At 63.2% G+C, this 24,449-nt stretch carries 24 protein-coding genes; 5 read left to right on the forward strand and 19 right to left on the reverse strand.

Features of this window, described 5'->3' with window-relative positions; genetic code table 11:
• Nucleotides 1–15: 15 nt before the first annotated feature.
• From lepA to AC07WT_RS15740, 15 genes are all read right to left on the reverse strand, one after another.
• Entirely contained in the window at nt 16–1,809 is a 1,794-nt protein-coding gene (gene lepA, locus AC07WT_RS15670; protein WP_492590948.1) for a translation elongation factor 4, read from the reverse strand.
• Nucleotides 1,810–2,002: 193 nt separating this feature from the next.
• The gene (locus AC07WT_RS15675; protein WP_494947673.1) at nt 2,003–2,266 is read right to left on the reverse strand and encodes a glutaredoxin family protein; all 264 of its coding nucleotides are present in this window, start codon (nt 2,264–2,266) and stop codon (nt 2,003–2,005) included.
• Nucleotides 2,263–3,780, reverse strand: a complete 1,518-nt coding sequence (locus tag AC07WT_RS15680) for a DegQ family serine endoprotease (protein ID WP_494947674.1) — start codon at nt 3,778–3,780, stop codon at nt 2,263–2,265. Before AC07WT_RS15680 ends, AC07WT_RS15675 begins: the two co-directional genes overlap by 4 nt.
• A gap of 36 nt (nt 3,781–3,816) precedes the next feature.
• A complete protein-coding gene (locus AC07WT_RS15685) occupies nt 3,817–4,860 on the reverse strand; it encodes a MucB/RseB C-terminal domain-containing protein (RefSeq protein ID WP_494947675.1) in 1,044 nt (347 codons plus the stop codon).
• A 4-nt stretch (nt 4,861–4,864) separates the two neighbouring features.
• Nucleotides 4,865–5,497 carry a sigma-E factor negative regulatory protein gene (locus AC07WT_RS15690; protein ID WP_494947676.1) on the reverse strand — a complete coding sequence of 211 codons (633 nt, stop codon included), beginning with the start codon at nt 5,495–5,497 and terminating at the stop codon, nt 4,865–4,867.
• 84 nt (nt 5,498–5,581) lie between these two features.
• Entirely contained in the window at nt 5,582–6,181 is a 600-nt protein-coding gene (gene rpoE / locus AC07WT_RS15695) for an RNA polymerase sigma factor RpoE (protein ID WP_006051939.1), read from the reverse strand.
• Nucleotides 6,182–6,282: 101 nt separating this feature from the next.
• On the reverse strand, nt 6,283–6,768 hold the full coding sequence (locus tag AC07WT_RS15700) for a protein YgfX (protein ID WP_494947677.1): 486 nt from the start codon (nt 6,766–6,768) through the stop codon (nt 6,283–6,285).
• 15 nt (nt 6,769–6,783) lie between these two features.
• The gene (fabF, locus tag AC07WT_RS15705; protein WP_494947678.1) at nt 6,784–8,022 is read right to left on the reverse strand and encodes a beta-ketoacyl-ACP synthase II; all 1,239 of its coding nucleotides are present in this window, start codon (nt 8,020–8,022) and stop codon (nt 6,784–6,786) included.
• 219 nt (nt 8,023–8,241) lie between these two features.
• On the reverse strand, nt 8,242–8,481 hold the full coding sequence (gene acpP, locus AC07WT_RS15710; protein WP_004197638.1) for an acyl carrier protein: 240 nt from the start codon (nt 8,479–8,481) through the stop codon (nt 8,242–8,244).
• 151 nt (nt 8,482–8,632) lie between these two features.
• Nucleotides 8,633–9,382, reverse strand: a complete 750-nt coding sequence (gene fabG, locus AC07WT_RS15715) for a 3-oxoacyl-ACP reductase FabG (RefSeq protein WP_494947679.1) — start codon at nt 9,380–9,382, stop codon at nt 8,633–8,635.
• Between the two features lie 85 nt (nt 9,383–9,467).
• A complete protein-coding gene (gene fabD / locus AC07WT_RS15720) occupies nt 9,468–10,403 on the reverse strand; it encodes an ACP S-malonyltransferase (RefSeq protein WP_494947680.1) in 936 nt (311 codons plus the stop codon).
• A 107-nt stretch (nt 10,404–10,510) separates the two neighbouring features.
• Complete coding sequence (locus tag AC07WT_RS15725) at nt 10,511–11,500, reverse strand: beta-ketoacyl-ACP synthase III (RefSeq protein ID WP_492590957.1); 990 nt, start codon at nt 11,498–11,500, stop codon at nt 10,511–10,513.
• Nucleotides 11,500–12,606: a phosphate acyltransferase PlsX gene (plsX, locus tag AC07WT_RS15730; RefSeq protein WP_494947681.1), complete on the reverse strand. Its 1,107-nt coding sequence runs from the start codon at nt 12,604–12,606 to the stop codon at nt 11,500–11,502. The genes AC07WT_RS15725 and plsX overlap by 1 nt, the downstream gene beginning before the upstream one ends.
• Before the next feature lie 172 nt (nt 12,607–12,778).
• Nucleotides 12,779–12,958 carry a 50S ribosomal protein L32 gene (rpmF, locus tag AC07WT_RS15735; protein WP_006051932.1) on the reverse strand — a complete coding sequence of 60 codons (180 nt, stop codon included), beginning with the start codon at nt 12,956–12,958 and terminating at the stop codon, nt 12,779–12,781.
• 101 nt (nt 12,959–13,059) lie between these two features.
• Entirely contained in the window at nt 13,060–13,704 is a 645-nt protein-coding gene (locus tag AC07WT_RS15740; RefSeq protein ID WP_494947682.1) for a DUF177 domain-containing protein, read from the reverse strand.
• A 235-nt stretch (nt 13,705–13,939) separates the two neighbouring features.
• Here AC07WT_RS15740 and AC07WT_RS15745 point away from each other — a divergent pair, with 235 nt between their 5' ends.
• On the forward strand, nt 13,940–14,557 hold the full coding sequence (locus tag AC07WT_RS15745; RefSeq protein ID WP_494947683.1) for a Maf-like protein: 618 nt from the start codon (nt 13,940–13,942) through the stop codon (nt 14,555–14,557).
• Nucleotides 14,554–15,273: an SAM-dependent methyltransferase gene (locus AC07WT_RS15750; RefSeq protein ID WP_341314722.1), complete on the forward strand. Its 720-nt coding sequence runs from the start codon at nt 14,554–14,556 to the stop codon at nt 15,271–15,273. Before AC07WT_RS15745 ends, AC07WT_RS15750 begins: the two co-directional genes overlap by 4 nt.
• A 70-nt stretch (nt 15,274–15,343) precedes the next feature.
• On the opposite strand, the gene AC07WT_RS15755 is transcribed toward AC07WT_RS15750, so the two are convergent.
• The 4 genes from AC07WT_RS15755 to AC07WT_RS15770 are packed head-to-tail and all read right to left on the reverse strand — an operon-like array spanning nt 15,344 to nt 18,484.
• Nucleotides 15,344–16,348, reverse strand: a complete 1,005-nt coding sequence (locus AC07WT_RS15755) for a S49 family peptidase (RefSeq protein WP_494947684.1) — start codon at nt 16,346–16,348, stop codon at nt 15,344–15,346.
• A gap of 30 nt (nt 16,349–16,378) precedes the next feature.
• Nucleotides 16,379–16,810 (reverse strand): Rieske (2Fe-2S) protein, encoded by a 432-nt coding sequence (locus AC07WT_RS15760; RefSeq protein WP_494947685.1) that lies wholly within the window; start codon nt 16,808–16,810, stop codon nt 16,379–16,381.
• Nucleotides 16,807–17,466 carry an HAD-IA family hydrolase gene (locus tag AC07WT_RS15765; protein ID WP_494947686.1) on the reverse strand — a complete coding sequence of 220 codons (660 nt, stop codon included), beginning with the start codon at nt 17,464–17,466 and terminating at the stop codon, nt 16,807–16,809. Before AC07WT_RS15765 ends, AC07WT_RS15760 begins: the two co-directional genes overlap by 4 nt.
• Complete coding sequence (locus AC07WT_RS15770; RefSeq protein ID WP_494947687.1) at nt 17,459–18,484, reverse strand: RluA family pseudouridine synthase; 1,026 nt, start codon at nt 18,482–18,484, stop codon at nt 17,459–17,461. Before AC07WT_RS15770 ends, AC07WT_RS15765 begins: the two co-directional genes overlap by 8 nt.
• Nucleotides 18,485–19,212: 728 nt before the next feature.
• Here AC07WT_RS15770 and AC07WT_RS15775 point away from each other — a divergent pair.
• The 3 genes from AC07WT_RS15775 (at nt 19,213) to mobA (ending at nt 24,415) form a co-directional block, all read left to right on the forward strand.
• The gene (locus tag AC07WT_RS15775) at nt 19,213–22,473 is read left to right on the forward strand and encodes an Rne/Rng family ribonuclease (protein ID WP_494947688.1); all 3,261 of its coding nucleotides are present in this window, start codon (nt 19,213–19,215) and stop codon (nt 22,471–22,473) included.
• Between the two features lie 205 nt (nt 22,474–22,678).
• Entirely contained in the window at nt 22,679–23,788 is a 1,110-nt protein-coding gene (moaA, locus tag AC07WT_RS15780) for a GTP 3',8-cyclase MoaA (protein WP_494947689.1), read from the forward strand.
• A gap of 12 nt (nt 23,789–23,800) precedes the next feature.
• Nucleotides 23,801–24,415, forward strand: a complete 615-nt coding sequence (mobA, locus tag AC07WT_RS15785) for a molybdenum cofactor guanylyltransferase MobA (RefSeq protein ID WP_494947690.1) — start codon at nt 23,801–23,803, stop codon at nt 24,413–24,415.
• Nucleotides 24,416–24,449 lie beyond the last annotated feature (34 nt).

The raw sequence follows: 24,449 nt of genomic DNA on the forward strand, positions 1-24,449 counted from the left end.
GTTCCGTTGTTCGTCTTATTTGTCTTCGACACGCAGGATCGCGAGGAAAGCCTCTTGCGGAATCTCGACGGACCCGACCTGCTTCATTCGCTTCTTGCCTGCCTTTTGCTTTTCCAGCAGCTTCTTCTTACGCGTAATATCGCCGCCGTAGCATTTTGCCAGCACGTTCTTACGCAACGCTTTAATGTTTTCGCGCGCGATAATGTTCGAGCCGATGGTGGCCTGAATCGCGACGTCGTACATCTGGCGCGGAATCAGTTCGCGCATTTTTGCCGCCACTTCGCGGCCGCGATACTGGCTTTGCGAACGGTGCACGATCACCGACAACGCATCGACCTTGTCGCCGTTGATCAGCATGTCGACCTTCACGACATCAGCCGCGCGATATTCCTTGAACTCGTAATCCATCGACGCGTAACCGCGCGACAGCGACTTCAGACGGTCGAAGAAGTCGAGCACCACTTCGCCCATCGGGATTTCGTAGGTCAGCTGAACCTGGCGGCCGTGGTACTGCATGTTGATCTGCGTGCCGCGCTTTTGCGTACACAGCGTGATCACCGCGCCGACATAGTCTTGCGGCATGTACAGATTCACGGTGACGATCGGCTCGCGCACTTCCTCGATCTTCGACGGCTCCGGCATCTTGGCCGGGTTCTCGACCATGATGGTCGTGCCGTCGCGCTGCAGGACTTCGTATACCACGGTCGGCGCCGTGGTGATCAGGTCCATGTCGAACTCGCGTTCGAGCCGCTCCTGCACGATCTCCATGTGCAAAAGGCCCAGGAAGCCGCAACGGAAACCGAAACCGAGCGCCTGCGACACTTCCGGCTCGTATTGCAGCGAAGCGTCGTTGAGCTTGAGCTTTTCCAGCGACTCACGCAGCGCGTCGTACTGATTGGCTTCAACCGGATAGAGACCCGCGAACACCTGCGGCTTCACTTCCTTGAAGCCCGGCAGCGGCTCTGCTGCCGGCCGGTTCACCAGCGTGACGGTATCGCCCACTTTCGCCGCGGCCAATTCCTTGATGCCGGCGATGATGAAGCCCACCTGCCCCGCCGACAACGATTCGAGGTTCTTCGACTTCGGCGTGAACACGCCGATGTGCTCGACCGGATACTGCGCGCCGGTCGCCATCATGCGGATCTTGTCCTTCGGACGCAGCGTACCGTTGACGATACGCACCAGCATCACGACGCCGACGTAGTTGTCGAACCACGAGTCGATGATCAGCGCTTGCAGCGGCGCTTCCGGATCGCCCTTCGGCGGCGGCACTTTGGCGATCAGCGCTTCGAGCACGTCTTCCACGCCCTGGCCGGTCTTCGCGCTGCAATGCGTGGCGTCGGTCGCGTCGATGCCGATCACGTCTTCGATTTCGGAGATCGCGCTTTCAGGGTTCGCGGCCGGCAAGTCGATCTTGTTGAGCACCGGAATCACGTCGACGCCCAGTTCGATCGCCGTGTAGCAGTTGGCCACCGTTTGCGCCTCGACGCCCTGGCTCGCGTCGACGACGAGCAGCGCGCCTTCACATGCGGACAGCGAACGGCTGACTTCGTACGAGAAGTCGACATGGCCCGGCGTGTCGATCATGTTCAGGTTGTAGACCTGCCCGTCACGGGCCTTATACGTCAGTGCGGCGGTTTGTGCCTTGATGGTGATGCCGCGCTCGCGCTCGAGATCCATCGAGTCGAGCACTTGAGCTTCCATCTCGCGGTCGGACAAACCGCCGCAGATCTGGATGATGCGATCGGCGAGCGTCGACTTGCCATGGTCGATGTGCGCAATGATCGAGAAGTTACGAATATGATCCATTCAGTGCCGATCAAGCAAAAAAGGCGCGCTCGGACAATAGCGGAGCACGCCTTGTAAGTAGGTGAAAAACCTATCTATTTTAGCCGAAAAGGCTATCGCCCGGCGCATCTTGCAAGGACCGGGCGGAAAAGACGGCTCAGGAGAGGCGTGAAACCTGGTATGAACGGCGCATGCGTTTATGCATCTGAGGCGCTCAAGGCGCCGCCGCGACGCGTGCGGCGAGCGCGGTACGGACCCGCGCCGCATCGAGGTGGTAGTGGCACAGTTCGACGCCGTCGCAAACCAGAACCGGTACCAGTTCGTTGTAACGGGCTTCCAGCAGGGGATCGGAGTCGACATCGACCACCTCGACCTGCGCGCCGAACTCGGCCAGCAGCGGCTCGAGCGCGGCGCGCATCTCGTCGCACAAGTGGCACCACGCGCGCCCGTAAAGCGTGAGCGGCGCCACCGTTTTCACTTCTGCGCGCTGCGCGGACGAATCGGCACGAACTGCGTGTTCTCGCCGCGGCGAACCAGCAGCGCGACCATTTTCTGCGGATCGAGGTGTGAGATCACGTCGTCGAACTGCTTTGCGCTCGTGATATCCGTGTCGCCGACGCGCAGCACGATGTCGCCCTTTTGTAGACCCACGCGCGCTGCCGGACCGTCCACCGCGTCGATCTGCACACCATTGCGCAGTTTCAGCGCCTTCAGCTGATCGGCGGGGATATCGCTGACCGCGAGGCCCAACACGTTCGTCGCGCGCTGCTTCGGCACCGGCGGCTTCCTCGAATCCGCCTTGGCGGTCTTGTCCGGCTGCATCTCCGCAATCGTGACCGGCAAGTCGCGCGTCTGGCCCTTGCGCCAGACCGTGAGCGTCGATTTGGTGCCCGGCTTCGTATCGCCGACCATGCGCGGCAAATCCGTCGCGGTGTCGACCGAATGGCCGTTGAACTTCAGGATGATGTCGCCCGGCTGCACGCCGGCCTTGTCGGCCGGACCGCCCGGCTCGACGCTGCTGACCAGCGCGCCTTGCGCCTTCGGCAAACCGAGCGAATCGGCTACATCTTTGGTCACTTCGCCGATCGCCACCGCGATGCGCCCACGCACGACCTTGCCCGACGCCTTCAGCTGATCGGCCACGCGCATCGCTTCGTCGATCGGAATCGCGAACGAAATGCCCATGAAACCGCCGGTGCGGCTGTAGATCTGCGAGTTGATGCCGATCACTTCGCCCTGCATATTGATCAGCGGACCGCCCGAGTTGCCCGGATTGACGGCCACGTCGGTCTGGATGAACGGCAGGTAATCGCCCGTGTCGCGCCCCTTGGCGCTGACGATGCCGGCGGTCACGGTGTTCTCGAGACCGAACGGCGAGCCGATCGCGACCACCCACTCGCCCACACGCACCTTGTTGGAGTCGCCGATCGTGATGGTCGGCAGATTGGCGGCGCTGATCTTGACGACGGCAACGTCCGTCCGATCGTCCACGCCGATCAGCTTCGCCTTGAATTCGCGCTTGTCGGTAAGCGTGACGTAAATGGTGTCCGCATCGTCGACGACGTGCGCGTTGGTCATCACGTAGCCGTCGGCCGACAGGATGAAACCGGAGCCGACGCCACTGTTCTGTTCGGCATCGTTGCTATCCGGGGCGTCCTGGCTGCCGCCGCTGCCGCCGTTATCGCCGCCGCGCGGCGTACCTGGCGTACCTGGCGTTTGCGGCGTTTGCGGCAACGGGATGCCGAAGAAGCGGCGGAAAAACTCCGACATGTCGCCGTCGTCCATGCCCGGAGGCAGACCGCCGCGCGCGCCGCTGTTCGACACACGCGTCGTTGTGCGGATGTTGACGACAGCCGGGCCGACCTTGTCGACCAGATCGGTGAAATCGGGCAGATTGGCTGCGGGAGCCGCCGACGCCATATGCGGCAAAAGCGGCAAACACGCCGCTACCACCGCGGCCGCGAGGAATTTGCGCACCGAGAAAGTCGTCATATCGTAGCAAGCCGAGGGATTCGAGGATTCAGAAAATTACTTCGGAGCTTTGTATTCTATGGCAGACGCGAATTGCTGCAATGTGCTCTGGGGCACCTCACCGAGCAGGGTAATCCAGAAGTCGCCGCGCCGCTTGACCAGCACATGCGTCGCGCCGCTACTGCCCGCGCCTTCCTTGCGGGTGTTGTTTTCGACCGGCTCGACGAACACCGAAATGGCCGCGAGACCGTCGGAGAACACGGCCTGGTCGACCGGAATGGTAGGTTGGCCCGCGTCGCGTGCGGCCATTGGGCGGCGTAATTCGCGAATCTTGCGGAAGCCCGGCACTGTCGGCGCGATCTGCCAACCTTGCGCTTGCATATCGACCGGCTCGACCGGCGGACGCACGACGGTCCAACCTGCCGTATTACGAATTCCGCTGACGATCGCGGCCTTGTCGACCGGCACGCCGATGCGAATCTGGGAAAACGACAATTGCTCGAGCACCTGGCCGTTCGGGTCGAGCGTCTGGACACGCAGCAGCAAGCCTGTCTTCTTGTCGGCCCACAGCTTGTACGCGAAGCGATAGGCATCTTTCGGATCGAGTTCGATCACCTGGCTGTCGACGCCCGCGACGCGGTCGTCGACGAGCAGTTTCGGCTCGTAAACCGACAGCACCTGTTCGCCGCTCACTGCCAGCAATGCCGGGAACGAATCTTTGTTCTGGCGCTTCTCGACGACGCACAGATGCCGCTCCGGCACGAAGGTGTAAAGCTCTTCGTTATGACGCAGCATTTTGCGCGGCTTGCCGTCGAGGCTTTCGAGTTGCTCGAATTCGCCGTCCGCGCGGGTCGCGTAGTGCGCGATCCGAGACGTCTGCACGTAATTGCCGCGCTGATAGACGAAGGCGCCCTCGTAGTTCTGCTGCTGCGCGGCCTGATGGATGCGGTCAAGCAGATCCGCAGCCGTGCGACGGGCGACGAGCGGATCGTCGGTTTGTGCAAAGACCCGCGGTGTAGCGGACAACAATACGGCTGCGCAGAACAGAAATGCCGGCAGCCGCCCCCAGATAGTCGTTTTATTCAACCGCGGAGTCTGCATCAAACTATTGGCCTTGCGTAGAGACGGCGGCAGCGCGGATCAGCGGCATCGAGCCCGGCATGACCGGTTGTTGCGCGAATTGCTGGTGAGCTTCCAGATACTGGTCGAGACTTGCATCACGAATGATATTGGCGTCTTGTGCGACCGGCGCAACGGTCGCGGCCGGCACGGAAGCCATGGCCACACGTTGCAGCGCATCGCCATGCGCCTCTACCGACGCGACTTGCGAAACACCCGGACCGCCCGGCACGCCTTGCAGTTGCGGCACGACGATCCACGTCAGGGTAGCGGCGGCGGCGGCGGCGGCAAAAGCCGGTACAACGCGGCGGCGCAAAGCCAGCAGACGGCGCGCGACAGGCATCGCAGCAGGCGCGAGCACGTGTGGCTCGTTTTCGAAGCGCGCGGCAAAACCGCTCAGGAACGCACTGCTCGCCGCCGGGCTGACCGCCAGATCGTCGGAACGCAGTGCGTCGCCGATCAGGTGATAGCTCGACCAGGCGGCACGATCGTCGCCGTCCAGTTCGGAAAAAAACTTATTCAGATTCAGATGCTCTTCACCGAACAGCTCACCGTCGACAAAAGCGGACAGACGCTCGCTGCGCGAGCTGGCTTGCGATTGCATCGAGACCGACCCCATGATGCTCCCCATCTTACAAACACCCCGTAGTGACACCACTAACCCAGATATTGCACCCGCGCCCCCGTCCTGCCGGCTGGTCGATTACCAGCGCTTGCCTTCAGGTGTGTCAAGCAACGGACGCAATTTTGCCGCAATGGCTTCGCGAGCGCGGAAAATTCGTGATCTGACAGTGCCAATTGGGCAACCCATCATCTCAGCGATTTCCTCGTAGCTCAAACCCTCAATTTCACGAAGAGTAATGGCGGTGCGCAACTCTTCCGGTAAAACCGCCATCGCAGCATTGACCGTCTCGGCGATCTGCTTGCTCATCAACATCGACTCAGGCGTGTTGATATCCCTTAGTTGGTCGGCGTCCGAGAAAGTTTCAGCTTCTTCAGCATCCGCTTCGGTCGATGTCGGTGCGCGCCGCCCCTGGGTCGCAAGGTAGTTCTTTGCCGTATTGACCGCAATCCGGTACAACCACGTATAAAACGCCGATTCGCCGCGAAACTGCGGCAATGCCCGGTACGCCTTGATAAAGGCGTCCTGAGCGACGTCTTCCACTTCGGCGGGGTCCCGCACGAGGCGCGAGATCAGCCGGAGAATCTTGCGGTGGTATTTGGAGACCAGAAGCTCGAACGCGGCCTTGTCGCCCTTCTGGACGCGCTCGACCAGCACCTGATCAATTTCTTTTTCGCTCACCTGATAAATCCGTTAACTATAGGGCGCATGGCGGGGCACCATTGTAGCGTCCCCATCATCACGGCACGTTACTACGGTAACAGCGGTTACAGTCGTTACAGTCACGCACCTGCGCCGCGCCGGCCTCGCACCGCCAGTTCCCGGAAGACAGATGCTGGGAGTGCGTCGGCGGCGACCAATAGCGTACGGGGGCGCCCATGATCCTGCGCGAGGGCCAGAACGAGCAGACGGCCACTCCATTGCGAACAGCCGGCAATGCGGCCCTGCGCCAGCAGATTCCCCGCGCGATCCCACGCAGACAATCCGTCCGGCCCGAGTTTGAGCGCGACAGGCTGCGCACGCTCATGTCTCGCTGCGCACAGCGTCAGCAACGCCAACCCGGCGAGCGACAACGGAAGCGCCTGCCACGCGCCCAGATGCGACGCGAGGCAGGTATGGACAGCCAGCGCGGCGGTCAGAACGAAAACCCCCAACGCGGCGCGCATGGCGACGGAGCGCCGCAACGCAATTCGTTGCGGCGCTCCGTTCGGCGTTGCCGATTCGGGGGAAGCCGCCGGCTGAGCCGGCGTCGTGGACTGGCGCGTCACCAGGCGATCAGGTGGTCAGGCGCGCTTGAAAACCAGCGTGCCGTTCGTGCCGCCGAACCCGAACGAGTTCTTCAGCGCGACGTCGATCTTCATCTCCCGCGCAATGTTCGCGCAGTAATCGAGATCGCAGTCTGGATCCTGATTGAAGATGTTGATCGTCGGCGGCGACACCTGATGATGCAAGGCCAGCACGGTGAACACGGACTCCAGACCGCCGGCGCCGCCCAGCAGGTGGCCTGTCATCGACTTGGTCGAATTCACGACCATGTCTTTGGCGTGGTCGCCGAAAGCGCGCTTGATGCCGGTGGTTTCGGCCAGGTCGCCGAGCGGCGTGGACGTGCCGTGCGCATTCAGGTAAGTCACCTGATCCGAGTTGACACCCGCGTTCTTCATGGCGGCCAGCATGCAGCGGCGTGCGCCGTCGCCGTCTTCCAGCGGCGCGGTCATGTGATAGGCGTCGCCGCTCATCCCATAGCCGCCGACTTCGGCGTAAATCTTCGCGCCGCGCGCCTTCGCGTGTTCGTACTCTTCGAGCACCATCACCCCGGCGCCCTCGCCCAGCACGAAACCGTCGCGATCCTTGTCCCACGGACGGCTCGCCGTTGCCGGATCGTCGTTGCGTTGCGACAGCGCACGCGCCGCCGCAAAGCCGCCGATGCCGAGCGGCGACACGGTCGATTCCGCGCCGCCGGCGATCATCACGTCGGCGTCGCCGTATTCGATCAGGCGCGAAGCTTCGCCAATACAGTGCAGCCCCGTGGTACACGCGGTGACGATCGCGAGATTCGGGCCCTTGATGCCGAACTTGATCGACAGATGGCCGGAGATCATGTTGATGATCGAAGCTGGCACGAAGAACGGCGAAATGCGGCGCGGACCGCGATTCAGCAACTCGGTTTGCGTCACTTCGATCATCGGCAAGCCGCCGATGCCCGAACCGACCACCACGCCGATGCGCTCCGAATTCTCATCGGTGACTTCGAGGCCGCTGTCCTGCATCGCCTGGATGCCTGCAGCCACGCCGTAATGGATGAACGTATCCATGTGGCGCGCTTCCTTACTGGGGATGTAGTCCTCGATATTGAAGCCCTTCACCTCGCCGGCGAAACGAGTCGAAAAGTTCGACGCATCGAACTTCGTGATATTGGCAATACCCGACTTGCCGGCGACCAGATTGGCCCAGCCGTCGGCAACATTATTGCCAACAGGCGAAATCAGCCCCAGGCCTGTAACAACAACACGACGGCGGCTCACGGTAACCCCTTTTTCATAGATGACAAAAGCAAAAGCCACAGCGGCCACAGGAACCTGCCCTGTATGCCCTGTGGCTGTTAAGTCGGCAATCGCGCGGAAAATTGCGCTGTCAACATCGCTGGCTCCTGCACGGCAAAAAGCACCAGCCCCGCTGGCGTCGGCAACCGACACGGCAGGGCGTCATACGCCGCCAACGCAGAAACGCAGGCGCGAATGACTTTAGGCCTTGACGTTCGCGCGAGCGTAATCGATCGCTTGCTGAACGGTCGTGATCTTCTCGGCTTCTTCATCCGGAATTTCCATGCCGAATTCGTCTTCGAGGGCCATCACGAGTTCGACCGTGTCGAGCGAGTCAGCGCCGAGGTCGTTCACGAACGAAGCTTCGTTCTTGATTTCAGCTTCTGCAACGCCCAGTTGTTCTGCGACGATCTTCTTGACGCGCTGTTCGATATTGTCCATTACCCCTCCAAGGGAAAAGAAGTTCAAAAATACAGGTGCGCGCATTTTATCAGGTTTGCCCCGGCAAAAAAGCGGCGCATCCGGTTGCTGTCAAGGCATGCGCCTTACGCTTTTGCAAACGCATCAAGGCGCGGATAGTAACCGAAATTGGTTACGACATGTACATTCCGCCGTTCACATGCAGCGTCGTGCCGGTGATATAACCCGCTTGCGGCGACGCGAGAAACGCGACGGCGTGCGCAATATCTTCCGGGCTGCCGAGGCGGCCAAGCGGAATCTGCGTCTTCAGCGCGGTTTGCTGCTCTTCCGGCAGGGTCCTGGTCATGTCGGTATCGATAAAGCCCGGCGCGACGCAATTCACGGTGATGCCGCGGCTGCCGATCTCACGTGCGAGCGCCCGCGTCATACCCGCCACGCCCGCTTTCGCGGCGGCGTAGTTGACCTGCCCCGGGTTGCCGGCCGAGCCGACCACCGACGTGATATTGATGATGCGGCCGCCACGCGCCTTCATCATCGGGCGCAGCACCGCGCGCGACAGACGGAACACCGACTTGAGATTGGTATCGATCACCGCGTCCCAGTCTTCGTCCTTCATGCGCATGGCCAGTTGGTCTTGCGTGATGCCGGCGTTGTTCACGAGTACGTGCAGCGCGCCGAATTCCTTCACCGTGCCGTCGATCAGCGCTTCTGCCGCGGTTGCGTCGTTGACGTTGAGCACCGCGCCGCGGCCGTTCACGCCTGCCGCGCTAAACGCTTCAGTGATTGCGGTTGCGCCGCTTTCGCTGGTCGCCGTGCCGATTACCGTCGCGCCCTCGCGCGCCAGTTCCAGCGCGATCGCCCGGCCGATGCCGCGCGAAGCGCCCGTCACGATTGCGATCTGCTTGTCGAGAGTCTTTTCCATCTGTCAGTCCGGATGCCCTTCGGAGGGCTGATTGATTCCTGATGCCGATTTTTGCTGCCGATTCCCGGCGCTTACACGGGGGAGTTCAGCCTGCGGTAACAAGCTTGAGCGTTTCTTCGAGCGAAGCCGGATCGAACACCGAGGCGCCGACCAGGTTGCCGTCGATACGCTTGGTCAAACCCGCAAGGACCTTGCCCGGCCCGCATTCGATCACGTGCGTGACGCCTTGCCCAGCCATCGCCTGCACGCTTTCGACCCAGCGCACCGCGCCGGCCGCCTGGCGCACCAGCGCGTCCTTGATCTTTGCCGGCTCGTTGACGACCGCGACGTCGACATTGTTGATCACCGGAATGGAAGGCACCCGCACGTCGACGCTCGCCAGGTATTCGCGCAGCTGATCCGATGCCGGCTTGAGCAGCGACGAGTGGAACGGCGCCGAGACCGGCAGCGGCAACGCGCGCTTCGCGCCCTTCGCCTTCGCGACTTCGCAGGCCTTTTCGACCGCGGCCTTGTGGCCGGCGATCACGACTTGCGCAGGCGCATTGAAATTCACCGCTTCGACGACACCTGCAACCGACGCTTCCGCGCACACCGCGCGCACAGTGTCGTCGTCGAGGCCGAGAATCGCGGCCATGCCACCTTCACCGACCGGCACCGCCGTTTGCATTGCCTGCGCGCGAAAACGCACGAGCGGCACAGCGTCGCGGAATGCGATTGCGCCCGCCGCGACCAGCGCGGTGTATTCACCGAGGCTGTGGCCGGCGACAACCACCGGCTTCGGGCCGCCGGCCTGCTGCCACGCGCGATAGATCGCGTAGGCTGCCGTCAGCATGACCGGCTGGGTGTTGGCAGTGAGGTTCAGATCTTCGGCGGGGCCTTCGGCGATCAGCTTGCCGAGGTCCTGATTGAGCGCGTCGGATGCTTCCTGAACCGTCTCACGCACGACGGCATGATCGGCGAATGCGGTGAGCATGCCGACCGACTGCGAGCCTTGCCCAGGAAAAACGAACGCAAATTTCATATCGTCCCCAAAATCGAATTAGTCAGATGTGGGTGGCGCGCGCTGTCCATGTGACTTCGGCGCGCACGAGGGCGCCGCAAACAGCGCCCGCCGGCTCGTCACCGCGATCAGTAGCGGATAACCGATGCACCCCACGTGAAGCCGCCGCCGACGCCTTCGATCAGCACGTTCTGGCCGCGCTGGATGCGGCCGTCGCGCACCGCGACGTCGAATGCGAGCGGAATGGACGCAGCCGACGTATTGCCGTGCTCGCCCACTGTGACGACCATGCGTTCCTGCGGCAAGCCGAGCTTGCGGCAGGTGCTTTGCATGATGCGGATATTGGCCTGGTGCGGAATCAGCCAGTCGATCTGCCCGGCCGCCAGATCGGCCTTTGCGAGTGCTTCGACCGCGACCTTTTCGAGCACGTTGACAGCAAGCTTGAACACGGCCTGCCCATCCATATGCAGGAAGGCGCTGCCGGCGACTACGCCGCCGTTCACATTGCCCGGCGTGCAGAGGATGTTCGAATAGCTGCCGTCGGCATGCAACGCGCTAGCGAGCACGCCCGGCTCCTCGGACGCCGACAGGATCACCGCGCCCGCGCCGTCGCCGAACAGCACGCAAGTGGTGCGGTCGTTGAAATCGAGAATACGCGAGAAGGTTTCCGCGCCGATCACGAGCGCCGTGCGATGCTGGCCGCTGCGAATGAAGCTGTCCGCCGTCGCCACCGCGTAAGCAAAGCCGGAACAGACGGCCTGCACGTCGAACGCCGCGCCGTTGTTCCTGATGCCGAGCCTGTTCTGCAACAGGCACGCCGTGCTCGGAAACACGAAGTCCGGCGTGGAGGTTGCAACGATGATCAGATCGATGGATTGCGGATCGATATTGGCCGCTTCGATCGCGCGCTGCGACGCGATCAGCGCCAGATCGCTGGTGGTGACATCGGGTTCAGCGAAGTGGCGCGCATGGATCCCTGTGCGGGCGACGATCCATTCGTCGCTCGTCTCGATGCCCTGCTTCGCGAGACGCTCAGCCAGATCCTGATTGGTGACGCGCGCGGGCGGCAGGTAGCTGCCGGTGCCCAGCACGCGGGAATAAATTGTCGATTGAGCCATTATGCCTTCGAGGATTGCGCAGCGTAGGGCTCGGCCGGCTGGCCTGCGAGCGGGCTTGCGTGACCCGCACCGCCTGCGTCGCGCGCCGCCTGTTCGAGAGAACCCGCGTTCTCTTCCATCGCTCGCGCAAGCCGCTCCAGCACGCCGTTTTTGACGGCATCATACCCGCGTTTGATAGCCCACTCAAACCCGTAGGCATCCGCCGAACCGTGGCTTTTGATCACCAGTCCGCGCAGGCCGAGCAATGCGGCGCCGTTATATTGCCGATGGTCGACGCGTTTCTTGAAGCGCATCAATACCGGCAAGGCGAGCACCGCCATCACCTTGGTCAGCCACGAACGGCCGAACTCTTCCTTGATGATGTTGGAGAGCATCTGCGCGAGGCCTTCCGACGTCTTCAGCGCGACATTGCCGACAAAACCGTCGCAGACGATCACGTCGACCGTGCCCTTGAAAATGTCGTTGCCTTCAACGTTGCCGTGAAAGTTAAGTGTACTCGCGCGCAGCAGTTCGCCGGCACGTTTGATGGTGTCGTTACCCTTGATGACTTCTTCGCCAATGTTGAGCAGGCCGATGGTGGGCCGGTCGCGGCCTTCGAGCGCGGACACGAGCGCGTGCCCCATCTCGGCGAACTGCAGCAGATGCTGCGGCTCGCAATCGACGTTGGCGCCCAGGTCGAGCATCATCGTGTAGCCATTGGGGTTGGGCAGAGCGGACGCGATGGCCGGGCGTTCGATGCCCGACAGCGTTTTCAGCACATACCGCGAGACCGCCATCAGCGCGCCGGTGTTGCCGGCGGAAATGCAGGCTTGCGCCTCGCCTTCCTTGACGCGGTTCAGCGCCACGCGCATGGATGAATCTTTTTTCTTGCGCAGCGCCACCTCGACCGGATCGTCCATGGCGACGATCTCCGTCGCAGGTACGACGGTCAGCGCCTGCAGGTCCTGAGCCTTCAACTTCTTCAACTGCGCACGAATCGCACTTTCAATGCCGACGAGCAGCAACTGCGCGTCAGGATGCGAACGAACGAAGTTGACGGCCGCGGGAACGGTCACGGACGGGCCGTGGTCGCCTCCCATGCAATCTATCGTGAGCTTTACTGTCATGGAGTGCGACGAATTTCAGGCACCCTGCATGGGACCGCAGCACGCGCTAAAGCGCCAACTGCGATCGACACAAAAAAGCGGCAGTTGAATGCCGCCTTTTTGCCGAGCCGGGAAAATGTCAAGCGAGCCGATCGCCACGCGAAACGCCAAGGGGCGCAACGCAGTGAAACGATTAGTCGTTCTTCGTCTTGACGACTTTCTTGCCGCGATAGTAGCCGTTCGGGCTAACGTGGTGACGCAGATGCACTTCGCCCGTGCTCGGTTCCACCGCCAGCGGCGCTGCCGTCAGGAAATCGTGCGAACGGTGCATGCCGCGCTTCGACGGCGACTTCTTGTTTTGTTGAACTGCCATGACTAACTCCTAAAAATTTTCCGAATTCTAACACAGCCCGATCCGGTCTCCGCCACTGGCCGAATGGCCAATGCGCCCGCATCGCGCTCCCATGCAACTGTTCAGCGCTTCTTGTCGCCCGGCTCACCGCGCTTGAGACTTTCGAGCGCCGCGAACGGATTGGGCCGTTCGGGCTCGCCGCCCTCGTCAGCCTCATCCGGCGCAGCCTCGTCGCCCTCGCCTTCCGTACCGGCCACACCAGAGACGAGGCTCTCGTGCACTTCGGGACAGACCTCATGCCTGGGCACGAGCGGCAAGGAAAGCAGCAACTCTTCTTCGATCAAGTCGATGAGATCGAACTGGCGCGAGCCCACGATCACTTCGACTTCATCCTCGTCGAGCGGAAACTCTTCGGCTTCCGCCTCAGTGTTGACGATCCGGTAAGTTGCATCGACGTTGAACGCCTGCGAATACGGCGCCATGCAGCGCTGACATTCGAGCCATGCGGCGCCGTGAATCGCCATCCTCAAATAAGGCTGCGGACCCTCGGTGCCGTCGTCCTGCAATTCCGGCTGCGTCGCCCCTTCGGCTTGCCAGGTGAACGCGGTATCGCGGTCTGGCGCTTCTGCCGGGACTTCGTTTAACATGCGCGGCAGTTGCGAGACGCGCACGACACCCGCGGCCTGACGCCCACTCCGCGCAAATTCGAACAGATCGAGCTCATGCGGGTCGGTAAGACCAGCAGGGTTGCCAGGATGTTGAGTCATGTGCGCTCCTGCGTCGGCAAGGATTTCGCCAGGGGTAAACCGGTTTGCAAAGTAGCCCGCGACCCGTATGGATATCCGCATGGATGTCCATATGAAGGCCCGCTTGCGCAATAGCATACCGATGAAAAGCCCAAAATCATATCCGTTTTGTCTTTTCGAGTCAAACACTTAAGCCCGTACACGTGCAAGCTCCGCACAACCCTGTACGCCCCGCCTCTCTAGCCGTTGGTTGACCATGCCAGATTCCCCCAATCGCCCGCCACGCCTGATCCTGGCGTCGAGTTCGCCGTATCGTCGCGAATTACTCGAGCGCCTGCGCGTTCCATTCGAGGTTGTCGTACCGGCCATCGACGAAACGCCGCTCGCGGACGAAACGCCGGAAGTAACCGCGCTGCGGCTCGCAGAAGCGAAAGCCCGCGCAGCGGCCGCCAGCCTCGGCGCCGACGAAGCCATGCTCGTGATCGGTTCCGATCAGGTCGCCACCTACGACGGCCTGCAAATCGGCAAGCCCGGCACGCATGGCAACGCGCTCGCCCAGTTGCAGGCGATGCGCGGTCGCGAAGTGCTGTTTTATAGTGCACTGTGCCTGTTCGACAGCCGCTCGGGCACGGCGCAATCGGCCGACGTCATCACGCGCGTGCTGTTCCGCAATCTGCCGGACGCCGCGCTGGAAGCCTATCTGCACGCCGAAACGCCGTACGACGTCGCCGGCAGCGCCAAATCCGAAGGCCTCGGCATCGCGCTGCTCGACGCCATCCACTCGGACGATCCGACCGCGCTGGTCGGGCTGCCGCTGATCGCCCTGTCGCGCATGTTGCTCGCAGCCGGCTATCCACTCCTGGGGGCGCAATGAGCGGCACGCTATATCTGATCCCGAACACGCTAGGCGAAGGCGACGCCGACGCGCTCGACGCCGTCCTGCCCGCGCCAGTGCGCGCCCGCGCGGCGTCGCTGCACTATTACATCGGCGAAAACGCGAAGACCACGCGTGCGTTCCTGAAGAAAGTCGGCACCGAACGGCCGATCCAGGAAATCGAGATTCGCGAACTGAACGTCAACACGCCGGCCGGCGAGATCGACAAACTGCTCGCCCCCTTGCTGGCCGGCACGGATGCCGGCCTGGTATCCGAAGCCGGTTGCCCGGCGGTCGCGGATCCGGGCGCCCTGCTGGTGCGCCGCGCGCATGAGCGCGGCGTCAAGGTCGTGCCGTTTGTCGGGCCGAGTTCGATTTTGCTGGCCTTGATGGCTTCGGGCCTGAATGGCCAGAGCTTTGCCTTCCACGGCTATTTGCCGGTAGACGCCACCGAACGGGCCAAGCGTCTGCGCGATCTGGAACAACAATCGCGCAAGGCCAGGCAGACGCAGATTTTCATCGAGACGCCTTATCGGAATCGCGCGCTGCTCGACACGTTGCTGGCGACCTGCGCACCGTCGACGCTGGTGTGTGTCGCGGTGGATCTGACGCTGGAAACGGAAACCATCGCGAGCCGCACGGTGGCCGACTGGAAGAAGAAACCGGCCATCGATCTGCACAAGCGGCCGGCGATTTTCCTGATACTCGCCGTCTGATCCTGCGCCGCAGAACGAAAAAAGCCCCGTGCGGTCGTTGCTCGACCGCACGGGGCTTCTTTGCCAGCGATCAACGCAAATTGAACTTCCCGCCGAGCGCCATCGCATGCACGGCGCCGCTACCGACCGCCGCGCCGAACTTGCGCGCAACACGGTCCGTAAGGCTCTCCTTCACCGTGTAATCGACGATGTCCGGCGCCTTGATGATGTCGCGCGCGACGTAATTCGCATCGCCGAAACCGTCGGCCAGACCCAGCTCGACGCTCTTCTGGCCCGTCCAGAACAGGCCGGAGAACATATCCGGCGTTTCGTGCAGCCGTTTGCCACGGCCTTGACGAACCGCGTCGATAAACTGCGCGTGTATCTGGTCGAGCATGTCTTGCGCATGTTCATCCATCTTCGGCGTTTCCGGCGAGAACGGATCGAAAAAACCCTTGTTCTCACCCGATGTGTGCAAACGGCGCTGAACCCCCAGCTTGTCCATCAGACCGGTAAAGCCAAAGCTGTCCATCAGCACGCCAATCGAACCGACGATGCTCGCCTTGTCCACGTAAATCTTGTCTGCGGCCGCGGCTGCGTAATAACCACCCGACGCGCACATATCGCCGACGACGACGTACAGCGGGATCGACGGATATTTGGCCCGCAAACGGTGAATCTCGCGATAGATGATGTCCGCCTGAACCGGGCTGCCGCCCGGGCTATTGCAACGCAGGATCACGCCGGCGGTGCCGGAGTCGTCGAACGCGCTTCGCAGCGCCGTGTTGATATCTTCCGCGTTCGCGTTCGTATCGGCGGAGATTTCGCCGTCAAGCGCGATCATCGCCGTATGCCGGCCGGTGGCCGCAACCTTGTCGCCGGAAAACCCGATTGCGATCCAAACCGCCAGCAGCAATGCGATCAGGAACACAAAGCGGAAGAAGATTTTCCACCGCCGCGCCGCGCGCTGTTCGTTGATGGCCGCGAGGGCGATGCGTTCGAGCGCGGCGCGCTCCCAGCCCGGCTCGTCGGCAGGCGTGCGGGGGCGGCCTGTCAGGGACGGTTCTTTCGGTTCGGGAGTCAAATTGTCGGGCATGCGTTGCAGTGGAAAGGTCGAAGAGAAAAGTCAGGCACTGGCTGGGCGCAGTTCGCCGTCGGGTAGCCAGAATACGGCACGGCCTTCGGGCGTATCCCGCTCGTCCACCTGAACGGGGCGCAGCCTGCTGCCGCGGCACGGACCGCCGACACATTTGCCTGTATCCGGCGCGTAAATCGCGCCGTGCGTGGCGCACATCAAGTATAAACCGGAGGACTCGAAGAACTGCCCTTCGGCCCAGTCCAGCTCCATCGGCACGTGGGCACAGCGATTCAGATAGCCATACGCGCGGCCATCATAACGAACGAAAAACACCACGACCTCCGAGCCGCCCAGCGTCGCCGCGCGCCGCACGCCGACGCCGCCGTCGACCAGATCCCCGGCCGCGCAAACCCGCACCGGCTCCACTGCCGCCCCGCCGGGGTGGCCAGTCACGTGCTCATTCATATGCTGCGCGCTCATGCGTTCTCGCGCAGCCAGCCGGACAGCGCACCAACGCTCGAGGCGACGAATTTCGGCGACAGCGCGGTCAACGAACCGGCTGGGTGGGCGCCATACGTCACGCCGATGCCCGCGACACCCGCATTGATCGCCATCTGCAGATCATGCGTCGTATCGCCGACCATCACGGTGCGCGCGGGATCCTGCCCCAGTTCGCGCGTCAATTCGTGCAGCATGGCCGGATGGGGTTTCGAGAACGTCTCGTCCGCGCAGCGGGTGCCGTCGAACAGGCTCGTCAGGCGCGACTGGTCGAGCGCGCGGTTCAGGCCGACGCGGCTCTTGCCCGTCGCCACCGCCAGCAGATAACCCAGATCGCGCAATTCCTGCAGCATCTCGCGCACCCCGGCGAACAGCTCGGTGGTCTGATCCTTGACTAGATAGTGGAAGCGGTAGCGCTCGGCGAGCCGCGGATAGTCGGCCGGATCGAGCGTGGGCGCGGCGATTTGCAGCGCATCGCGCAGGCCGAGGCCGATCACGTAACTGGCAGCCTCGTCGGCGGGCACCGGCAGGGCGAGATCGCGGCACGCCGCCTGGATGCTGCGCGTGATGTGCGCAGTCGAATCCATCAGCGTTCCGTCCCAATCGAAGACGATCAGATCAAATTGCTCTCTAGCCATGCGGTGTCGTCTCCGGGTGTGCCCCATTTCGTAATTCGTTGAGCTGCGCGATGAAACTGCGGCATTCGTCCGGCAACGGCGCCTCGAACTGCAGCGGCGCGCCGGTTGCCGGGTGCGTCAGCTTGAGCCGGTACGCATGCAGGAACATACGCTTCAGGCCCGGCTTCGCGTTGGCGCGCGCCAAAGCTTTATTCAGCGCGAAGTCGCCATATTTGGCGTCGCCGACGATCGGCAGTTCCAGATGCTGCAAATGGACGCGAATCTGATGCGTGCGGCCGGTCTTCAGTTCCGCCTCGAGCAGCGCGTACTCCGGCCAGCAGTCGATCAGGTTGAATACCGTATGCGACGCGAGGCCATCCGGCTGCACGCGCACGCGCCGTTCGCCGTCTGCGGTCAGATACTTGTGCAGCGGTTCCTTGACCGCGCGGCGGCGGCCCCAGTCACTGGCCCATTCGCCGTGGACGCACGCATAGTAACGCTTATCCATCTTGTTCTCGCGAATCTGCTCGTGCAGATTGACCAGCGCGGCGCGCTTCTTGGCGAGCATCAGGATGCCGGAGGTCTCGCGGTCGAGCCGATGCACCAATTCGAGGAATTTCGCCTGTGGCCGCGCTTCACGCATCTGCTCGATGACGCCGAACGCGACGCCGCTGCCGCCGTGGACCGCCACGCCGGCCGGTTTGTCGATGACGAGCAGGTGCTCGTCTTCAAAAATGATCTTGAAATGGGCGGTCGGCACCGGCGCCCGGGCGATCGCCTCGTTCGGTTGAGCGACGCGGATTGGCGGCACGCGCACCAGATCGCCGAGCTCGAGACGATGCTGCGCATCGACCCGGCCCTTATTTACGCGTACTTCCCCGCTGCGCAGGATGCGGTAAATATGGCTTTTCGGTACGCCCTTACAGACGCGCAACAGGAAGTTATCAATGCGCTGTCCGGCCGCACTGTCATCGATCTCGATGATCGAGACCTGGTCACTTGCGACCGATTTCTGGGATATTTTGCCTAACTCTTTCATTCTGAATATAATTTGCCCAGCAGTCTGCGGCGGCCGGCGCAGTGTCCGGAATTCGGGCGGACTGCGCAGGTGCAAGCGATAAACCGTTATTTTACTTGCGCCGGGGTCTGGTTGCTCACCCTGAAAATGAGATGCAACAAGTTGCACGCACGAAGTCAGTGCCCGGCAGGGACGGCGCCCACAGGCGCGTTCGGTCAAGGTCGGCTTCGACGGTAACGGAATTTTGGTAAAAAAGAATTTAACTTTCAGCTTCGGTATCGGGCGGTCTGACGCCTGTTGTACGAAGCTGCCGGTTGCGAAAATACGGCGTGCGCCCAAGGCGTCTTGTAGAAAGTACAAGACATGGCGACGTCAAAATGAGGCGAGACACCCCCGGCGAGAAAAGACGCGCCCCTTGCGCGAACTTCCCGCTGCGGCATGACCGCAGCCTTCGACCCTCCGGTCACGCGCCCAGTTGGCGCACCGGCGCGAGTGGATGAAGGCGTATGAAGGTCGGCCGGCAGAACCCGCGGCGTGTCGGGCCGTTATTTGAAGCCGTGTTCGCATGTGCCCTGCGGCACCGCGTCCTTTTGACCGGACCGGGCCCTCTCAGGCAATTCTCCCGCCAATTTTCCCGCTCCAGCGTGCTTGTGAAAACACAATAAAGCGCGGCATGCCGCTGCCCTCTTCGCTCTCGCGGCTGACAACCGCGCAGCTTGGGTCAGGCAAAGCCGCTCTGGAGCCGTTCAATGAAACGCATGTTGTTTAATGCGACGCAGCAGGAAGAACTGCGCGTCGCCATCGTCGATGGGCAAAAACTCATCGATATCGACATCGAAACCGCCGGGCGCGAACAGCGCAAAGGCAATATTTACAAGGGCATCATTACCCGCATCGAGCCGTCGCTCGAAGCCTGTTTCGTCAACTACGGCGAAGACCGCCACGGTTTTCTGCCGTTCAAGGAAGTCGCCCGCCAGTATTTCCGCGACGGCGTCGACATGCGCTCGGCGCGCATCCAGGACGCCCTGAAAGAAGGTCAGGAACTGATCGTTCAGGTCGAAAAGGAAGAGCGCGGCAACAAGGGCGCGGCCCTCACCACCTTCATCTCGCTCGCCGGCCGGTATCTGGTTCTGATGCCGAACAACCCGCGCGGCGGCGGCGTGTCGCGCCGGATCGAAGGCGACGACCGTCAGGAACTGCGCGAAACCATGGCGCAGCTGCAATTGCCGGAAGGCATGAGCATCATCGCGCGCACGGCCGGCATCGGCCGTTCCGCCGAAGAGCTGCAGTGGGATCTGAACTACCTGATGCAACTGTGGCGCGCGATCGAAGCCGCGTCGCAAAGCGGCTCGGCCGGCCAGCCGATGCTGATTTATCTCGAATCGAGCCTGGTGATCCGCGCGATTCGCGACTATTTCCAGCCGGATATCGGCGAAATCCTGATCGACACCACTGAAATCCATGACCAGGCCCGCGCCTTCATGGACATCGTGATGCCGGACAACGTCAGCAAGGTGAAGCGCTACCACGACGACGTGCCGCTCTTCTCGCGCTTCCAGATCGAACACCAGATCGAAACCGCCTACTCGCGCACGGTGCCGCTGCCCTCGGGCGGCGCCATCGTGATCGACCACACGGAAGCGCTGGTCGCGATCGACGTGAACTCGGCGCGCGCCACCAAGGGCGCCGACATCGAGGAAACCGCCGCGCGCACCAACCTCGAAGCCGCGGACGAAGTGGCCCGCCAGTTGCGTCTGCGCGACTTGGGCGGCCTGATCGTGATCGACTTCATCGATATGGAGTCGGCCAAGAGCCAGCGCGAAGTCGAACAGCGCCTGAAAGACGCGCTGAAGCACGACCGTGCACGCGTCCAGATGGGCAAGATCTCGCGCTTCGGCCTGATGGAACTGTCGCGTCAGCGTCTGCGCCCGGCTCTGTCGGAAGGCAGCCATGTGACCTGCCCGCGCTGTAACGGCACGGGCCACATCCGCGACACCGAATCGTCCGCGCTGCAAGTGCTGCGGATCATTCAGGAAGAAGCGATGAAGGAAAACACCGCGGCAATCCATTGCCAGGTACCGGTCGAAGTGACCGCCTTCCTGTTGAACGAGAAGCGCGCAGAAATCAACAAGATCGAATCGCGATTCAAGGTCAATGTCGTCCTGATCCCGAACAAGCACCTCGACACGCCGCATTACAAGCTCGAGCGTCTGCGTCACGACGACGCGCGCCTCGACGATCCGCGCGCTTCGTGGAAGATGGCCGAAGAAGCGGCTCGCGAACTGGAGTCGGAAACCGGCTACAGCAAGCGCACCGAGGAAGTGAAGCCGAAGCAGGAAGCGGCGGTCAAGGGCATCACGCCCGAGAAGCCGGCGCCGAGCGCACCGGTTCGTCCGGCGGCAACCCCGGCTCCGGTGGCGGTCACGCCGGCTGGCGGCGGCTTCATCGGCTGGTTGAAGAATCTGTTCGGCATGCAGCCGGCAGCACCGGCGCCTGTCGCACCGGCCGCGACCGAAAAGCAGACGCGTCCGCAACGCGGCGAACGCACGGAGCGCGGTGAGCGCACCGGCGAACGCGGCGGCGATCGCAACCGCAATCGCCGTGGCGGCGCAGGCGGCCGCGATGCAGCGGGCCGTGGCGAAGGCGCGACGGGTGGCCGTCAGGCTCAAGGGCAGCAGCCGTCGCCGCGTCGCGAAGAACGCGAACCGCGTGAAGCACGCGAAGGCCGTGAAGCACGTGAACCGCGTGGCAATCGCGAGCCGCGTGAAGCACGTGAAGGCCGCGAACCGCGCGAGGTCCGTGAGTCGCGCGAAGGTCGCGAGGGTCGTGACCTTCGCGGCAATGAGCGTGCTGAAACCGTGGAAGGCGCAGCGCGCGCCGAGCGGGGCGAGCGTCAGGAACGCGGCGAACGCCGCGAACGTGGCGAGCGCGCTGAACGCGGCGAGCGTCGCAAGCAGCAACCGGAAGCCGCAGATGCGCTGACGCAAAATGAGGCGCAAGCGGAAGAACTGGCGCAAAACCAGGCTGTGTTGGGCGAAATCGGCGCGCCGGTCGATCAGGAAGCGGTGGCGCGTGACGGTGAAGAGCGCCGTCGCCGTCGTCGCGGCCGTCGCGGCGGCCGTCGCGAGCGTGAAGAAGAAGGCGTGAACAGCAATCTGGCTGCGGACGTCGCGGAAGCCGAAGGCGACAACGTCGCCGACGAAGCACCGGTGCGTACGCCGCACCAGCCGGTCGAGCACAAAGTCGAGGCCGATGAAGCGAAAGCGGTGACGCCGGCGGAAGTGGTGGTCGCGGCTGTTGCGACTGAAACCGCGGTGGTCACCGAACTGCAAGCTGCAACCGAGACGCCGGCTCTGGCCGTCGAGAAGGCTGTGAAAACGGAAACGGTTGTGCCGGTCGAAGAAGCGCCGGCCGCATCGGCTGTAGTCGAGCCTGTGGTGCAAGCCGCTGCCGCGCCGGTCGAAGCCGTGCAGGCCACACCGGCCGCGCCGGCTGTCAGCGAGACCGTTTCGCTGGCCGAACCGGTGGCTCACGTTGAAGCGCCGGTTGAAACCCGCGTTGAAGCCCACGTCGAAGACCGCGTTGAAGCCCCCCTCGCCGCTCCGGTCGTCGAAGCTCAGGCCGCACCGGCGCCGGTCGAGGCCCCGGCCCCGGCCGCTGTGGTCGAAGCACCGGCAGTTCAGCCGACGCCGCAAGCCGAGATCGCCGAGCCGCAGCCGGTCGTTGCTGCCGCTGCACCGGCAGCGGAACCGGCAGTCGTCGAGCCGGCGCCTGCCGCCGCTGCGCCGCAAGCGCCGCGCCCTGGCTTCGCGTCCGCGGAATCCCTGCAACCGGTGCTGGAACAGGCCGGCCTCGTCTGGGTGAACACGGACGTCAACAAGCTGCAGGCCGCGCAGGAAGCTGCTGCGCAAACCGTCAAGCCGGCTCGCGTCGTGCGTGAACGCAAACCGTTGCCGCCGCTCGACAGCGCGCCGATGCAACAAGTGGAAACGGGCAAGCATCCGCAGTAAGCTGTCCGTCGCCATGCAAAAAGCCCGCCCTAACCGGCGGGCTTTTTTTGTTTATGGGGCCGGAAAGCCGTGCCCTGGGTGTTGGCATTGGAGACGTCATGTCCGCCCCGGTATACCCGGAGAGCGGCCGGGCGCGGCGGCGGCCCAATGCATTTCCGCTAGAATGAAGATCCAGGTTCCGGTCCAAGCCCAATCGAAGCAATTCATGTCCCGACGCATCATCCCTGTTGCCGATCTCAGCGCGGTGCCGGTCATCTCCGGCGCCGTGCAAGCGCCCAGCGGTGCGCTGCACGACACGCTGGCGCGCCCGCTGCGCGACCTGCGCATCTCGGTGACGGATCGCTGCAACTTCCGCTGCGTCTACTGCATGCCGCGCGCGGTGTTCGACAAGGACTATGCCTTTTTGCCGCATAGCGCGCTGTTGAGCTTCGAGGAAATCGAGCGGCTGGCGCGGCTCTTCGTCGCACATGGCGTCGAGAAAATCCGTCTGACGGGCGGTGAACCGCTGCTGCGCAAGAATCTGGAATTCCTGATCGAGCGGCTCGCGCAACTGACCACGCCGGAAGGCCGCCCGCTCGATCTGACGCTGACGACCAACGGCTCGCTGCTGGAACGCAAGGCGCGCAGCCTGAAAGACGCGGGCTTGACCCGCGTCACGGTCAGCCTCGACGCGCTGGATGACACGCTGTTTCGCCGCATGAACGACGCCGACTTCGCTGTCGGCGACGTGCTGGACGGCATCGCCGCGGCCCAGGCAGCAGGACTTGCGCCGCTCAAGGTCAACATGGTGGTCAAGCGTGGCACCAACGACAGCGAAATCGTACCAATGGCGCGCCACTTCAAAGGCTCGGGCGCGGTATTGCGCTTTATAGAATACATGGACGTCGGCACCTCGAACGGCTGGAACATGACTGAAGTGCTGCCGTCCGCCGATGTAGTGACGCGCATCGCCGAGCATTTCCCGCTCGTGCCGCTCGAAGCGCATAGCGCCGGCGAAACCGCGCAGCGCTGGGGTTACGTGGACGGCGGCGGAGAAATCGGCGTGATTTCGAGCGTCACGCGCGCCTTTTGCGGCAGTTGCACGCGGGCGCGGCTGTCGACCGAGGGCAAGCTGTATCTGTGCCTGTTCGCGTCGTCGGGTCATGATCTGCGCGCCCTGCTGCGCGGCGGCGCGAGCGACGCGGAGATCGCCACCGCCATCGCCGAAATCTGGCAGGCACGCACCGATCGCTATTCGCAATTGCGCGGCAGTAACATGGCGCAAGCCCATGCGCAGGATGGCCGCCGTGTCGAAATGTCGTACATCGGCGGCTGAGCAGCCGGGCGCATGAGTCCAGCGCGCGAGCACATCACCGGTCTGGTCCTCGCGGGCGGGCGCGGCATGCGTATGGGCGGCGTCGACAAAGGCTTGCAAATGCTGCACGGCGAGCCGCTCGCTTCCCACGTACTGAAACGGATCGCGCCGCAAACAGGTGCCCTGCTCATCAGCGCCAACCGTCATGCCGACGTCTACACTGCACTCGGCGCCCCATTCAACGCCAAGGTCGTCGCCGATACCCTGCCCGGCTTTCCCGGGCCTCTGGCAGGTTTGCTCGCCGGGCTGCGCGCGGCCGACACCGCGTACGTCCTGAGCGCACCGTGCGACGCACCGGGACTACCCGCCGACCTCGCCGCCCGCCTCGCGCATGCCCTGGACTCGAACCAGGCCGACCTCGCCACCGTCACCACCGCCGACGCGCAGGGCAACGTCTCGCTCCATCCGGTGTTCGCGTTGCTGCGCACGAGTCTGGCCGACGACCTGACGGCCTTTCTGGCCGCCGGTGAACGCAAGGTTCGCGCGTGGTACGCGCGCCACAAGACGGTGGAAGTCGCCTTTGCCGACGAGCGCGCGTTTTACAATATCAATTCGTTACAAGAACTCGCCGACCTCGACCGTTGTTGAGGCCCCGGTTGAAATCCCGCTCCGGCCCCACGGC

The organism is Paraburkholderia sp. GW821-FHT02A12, assembly GCF_059422005.1.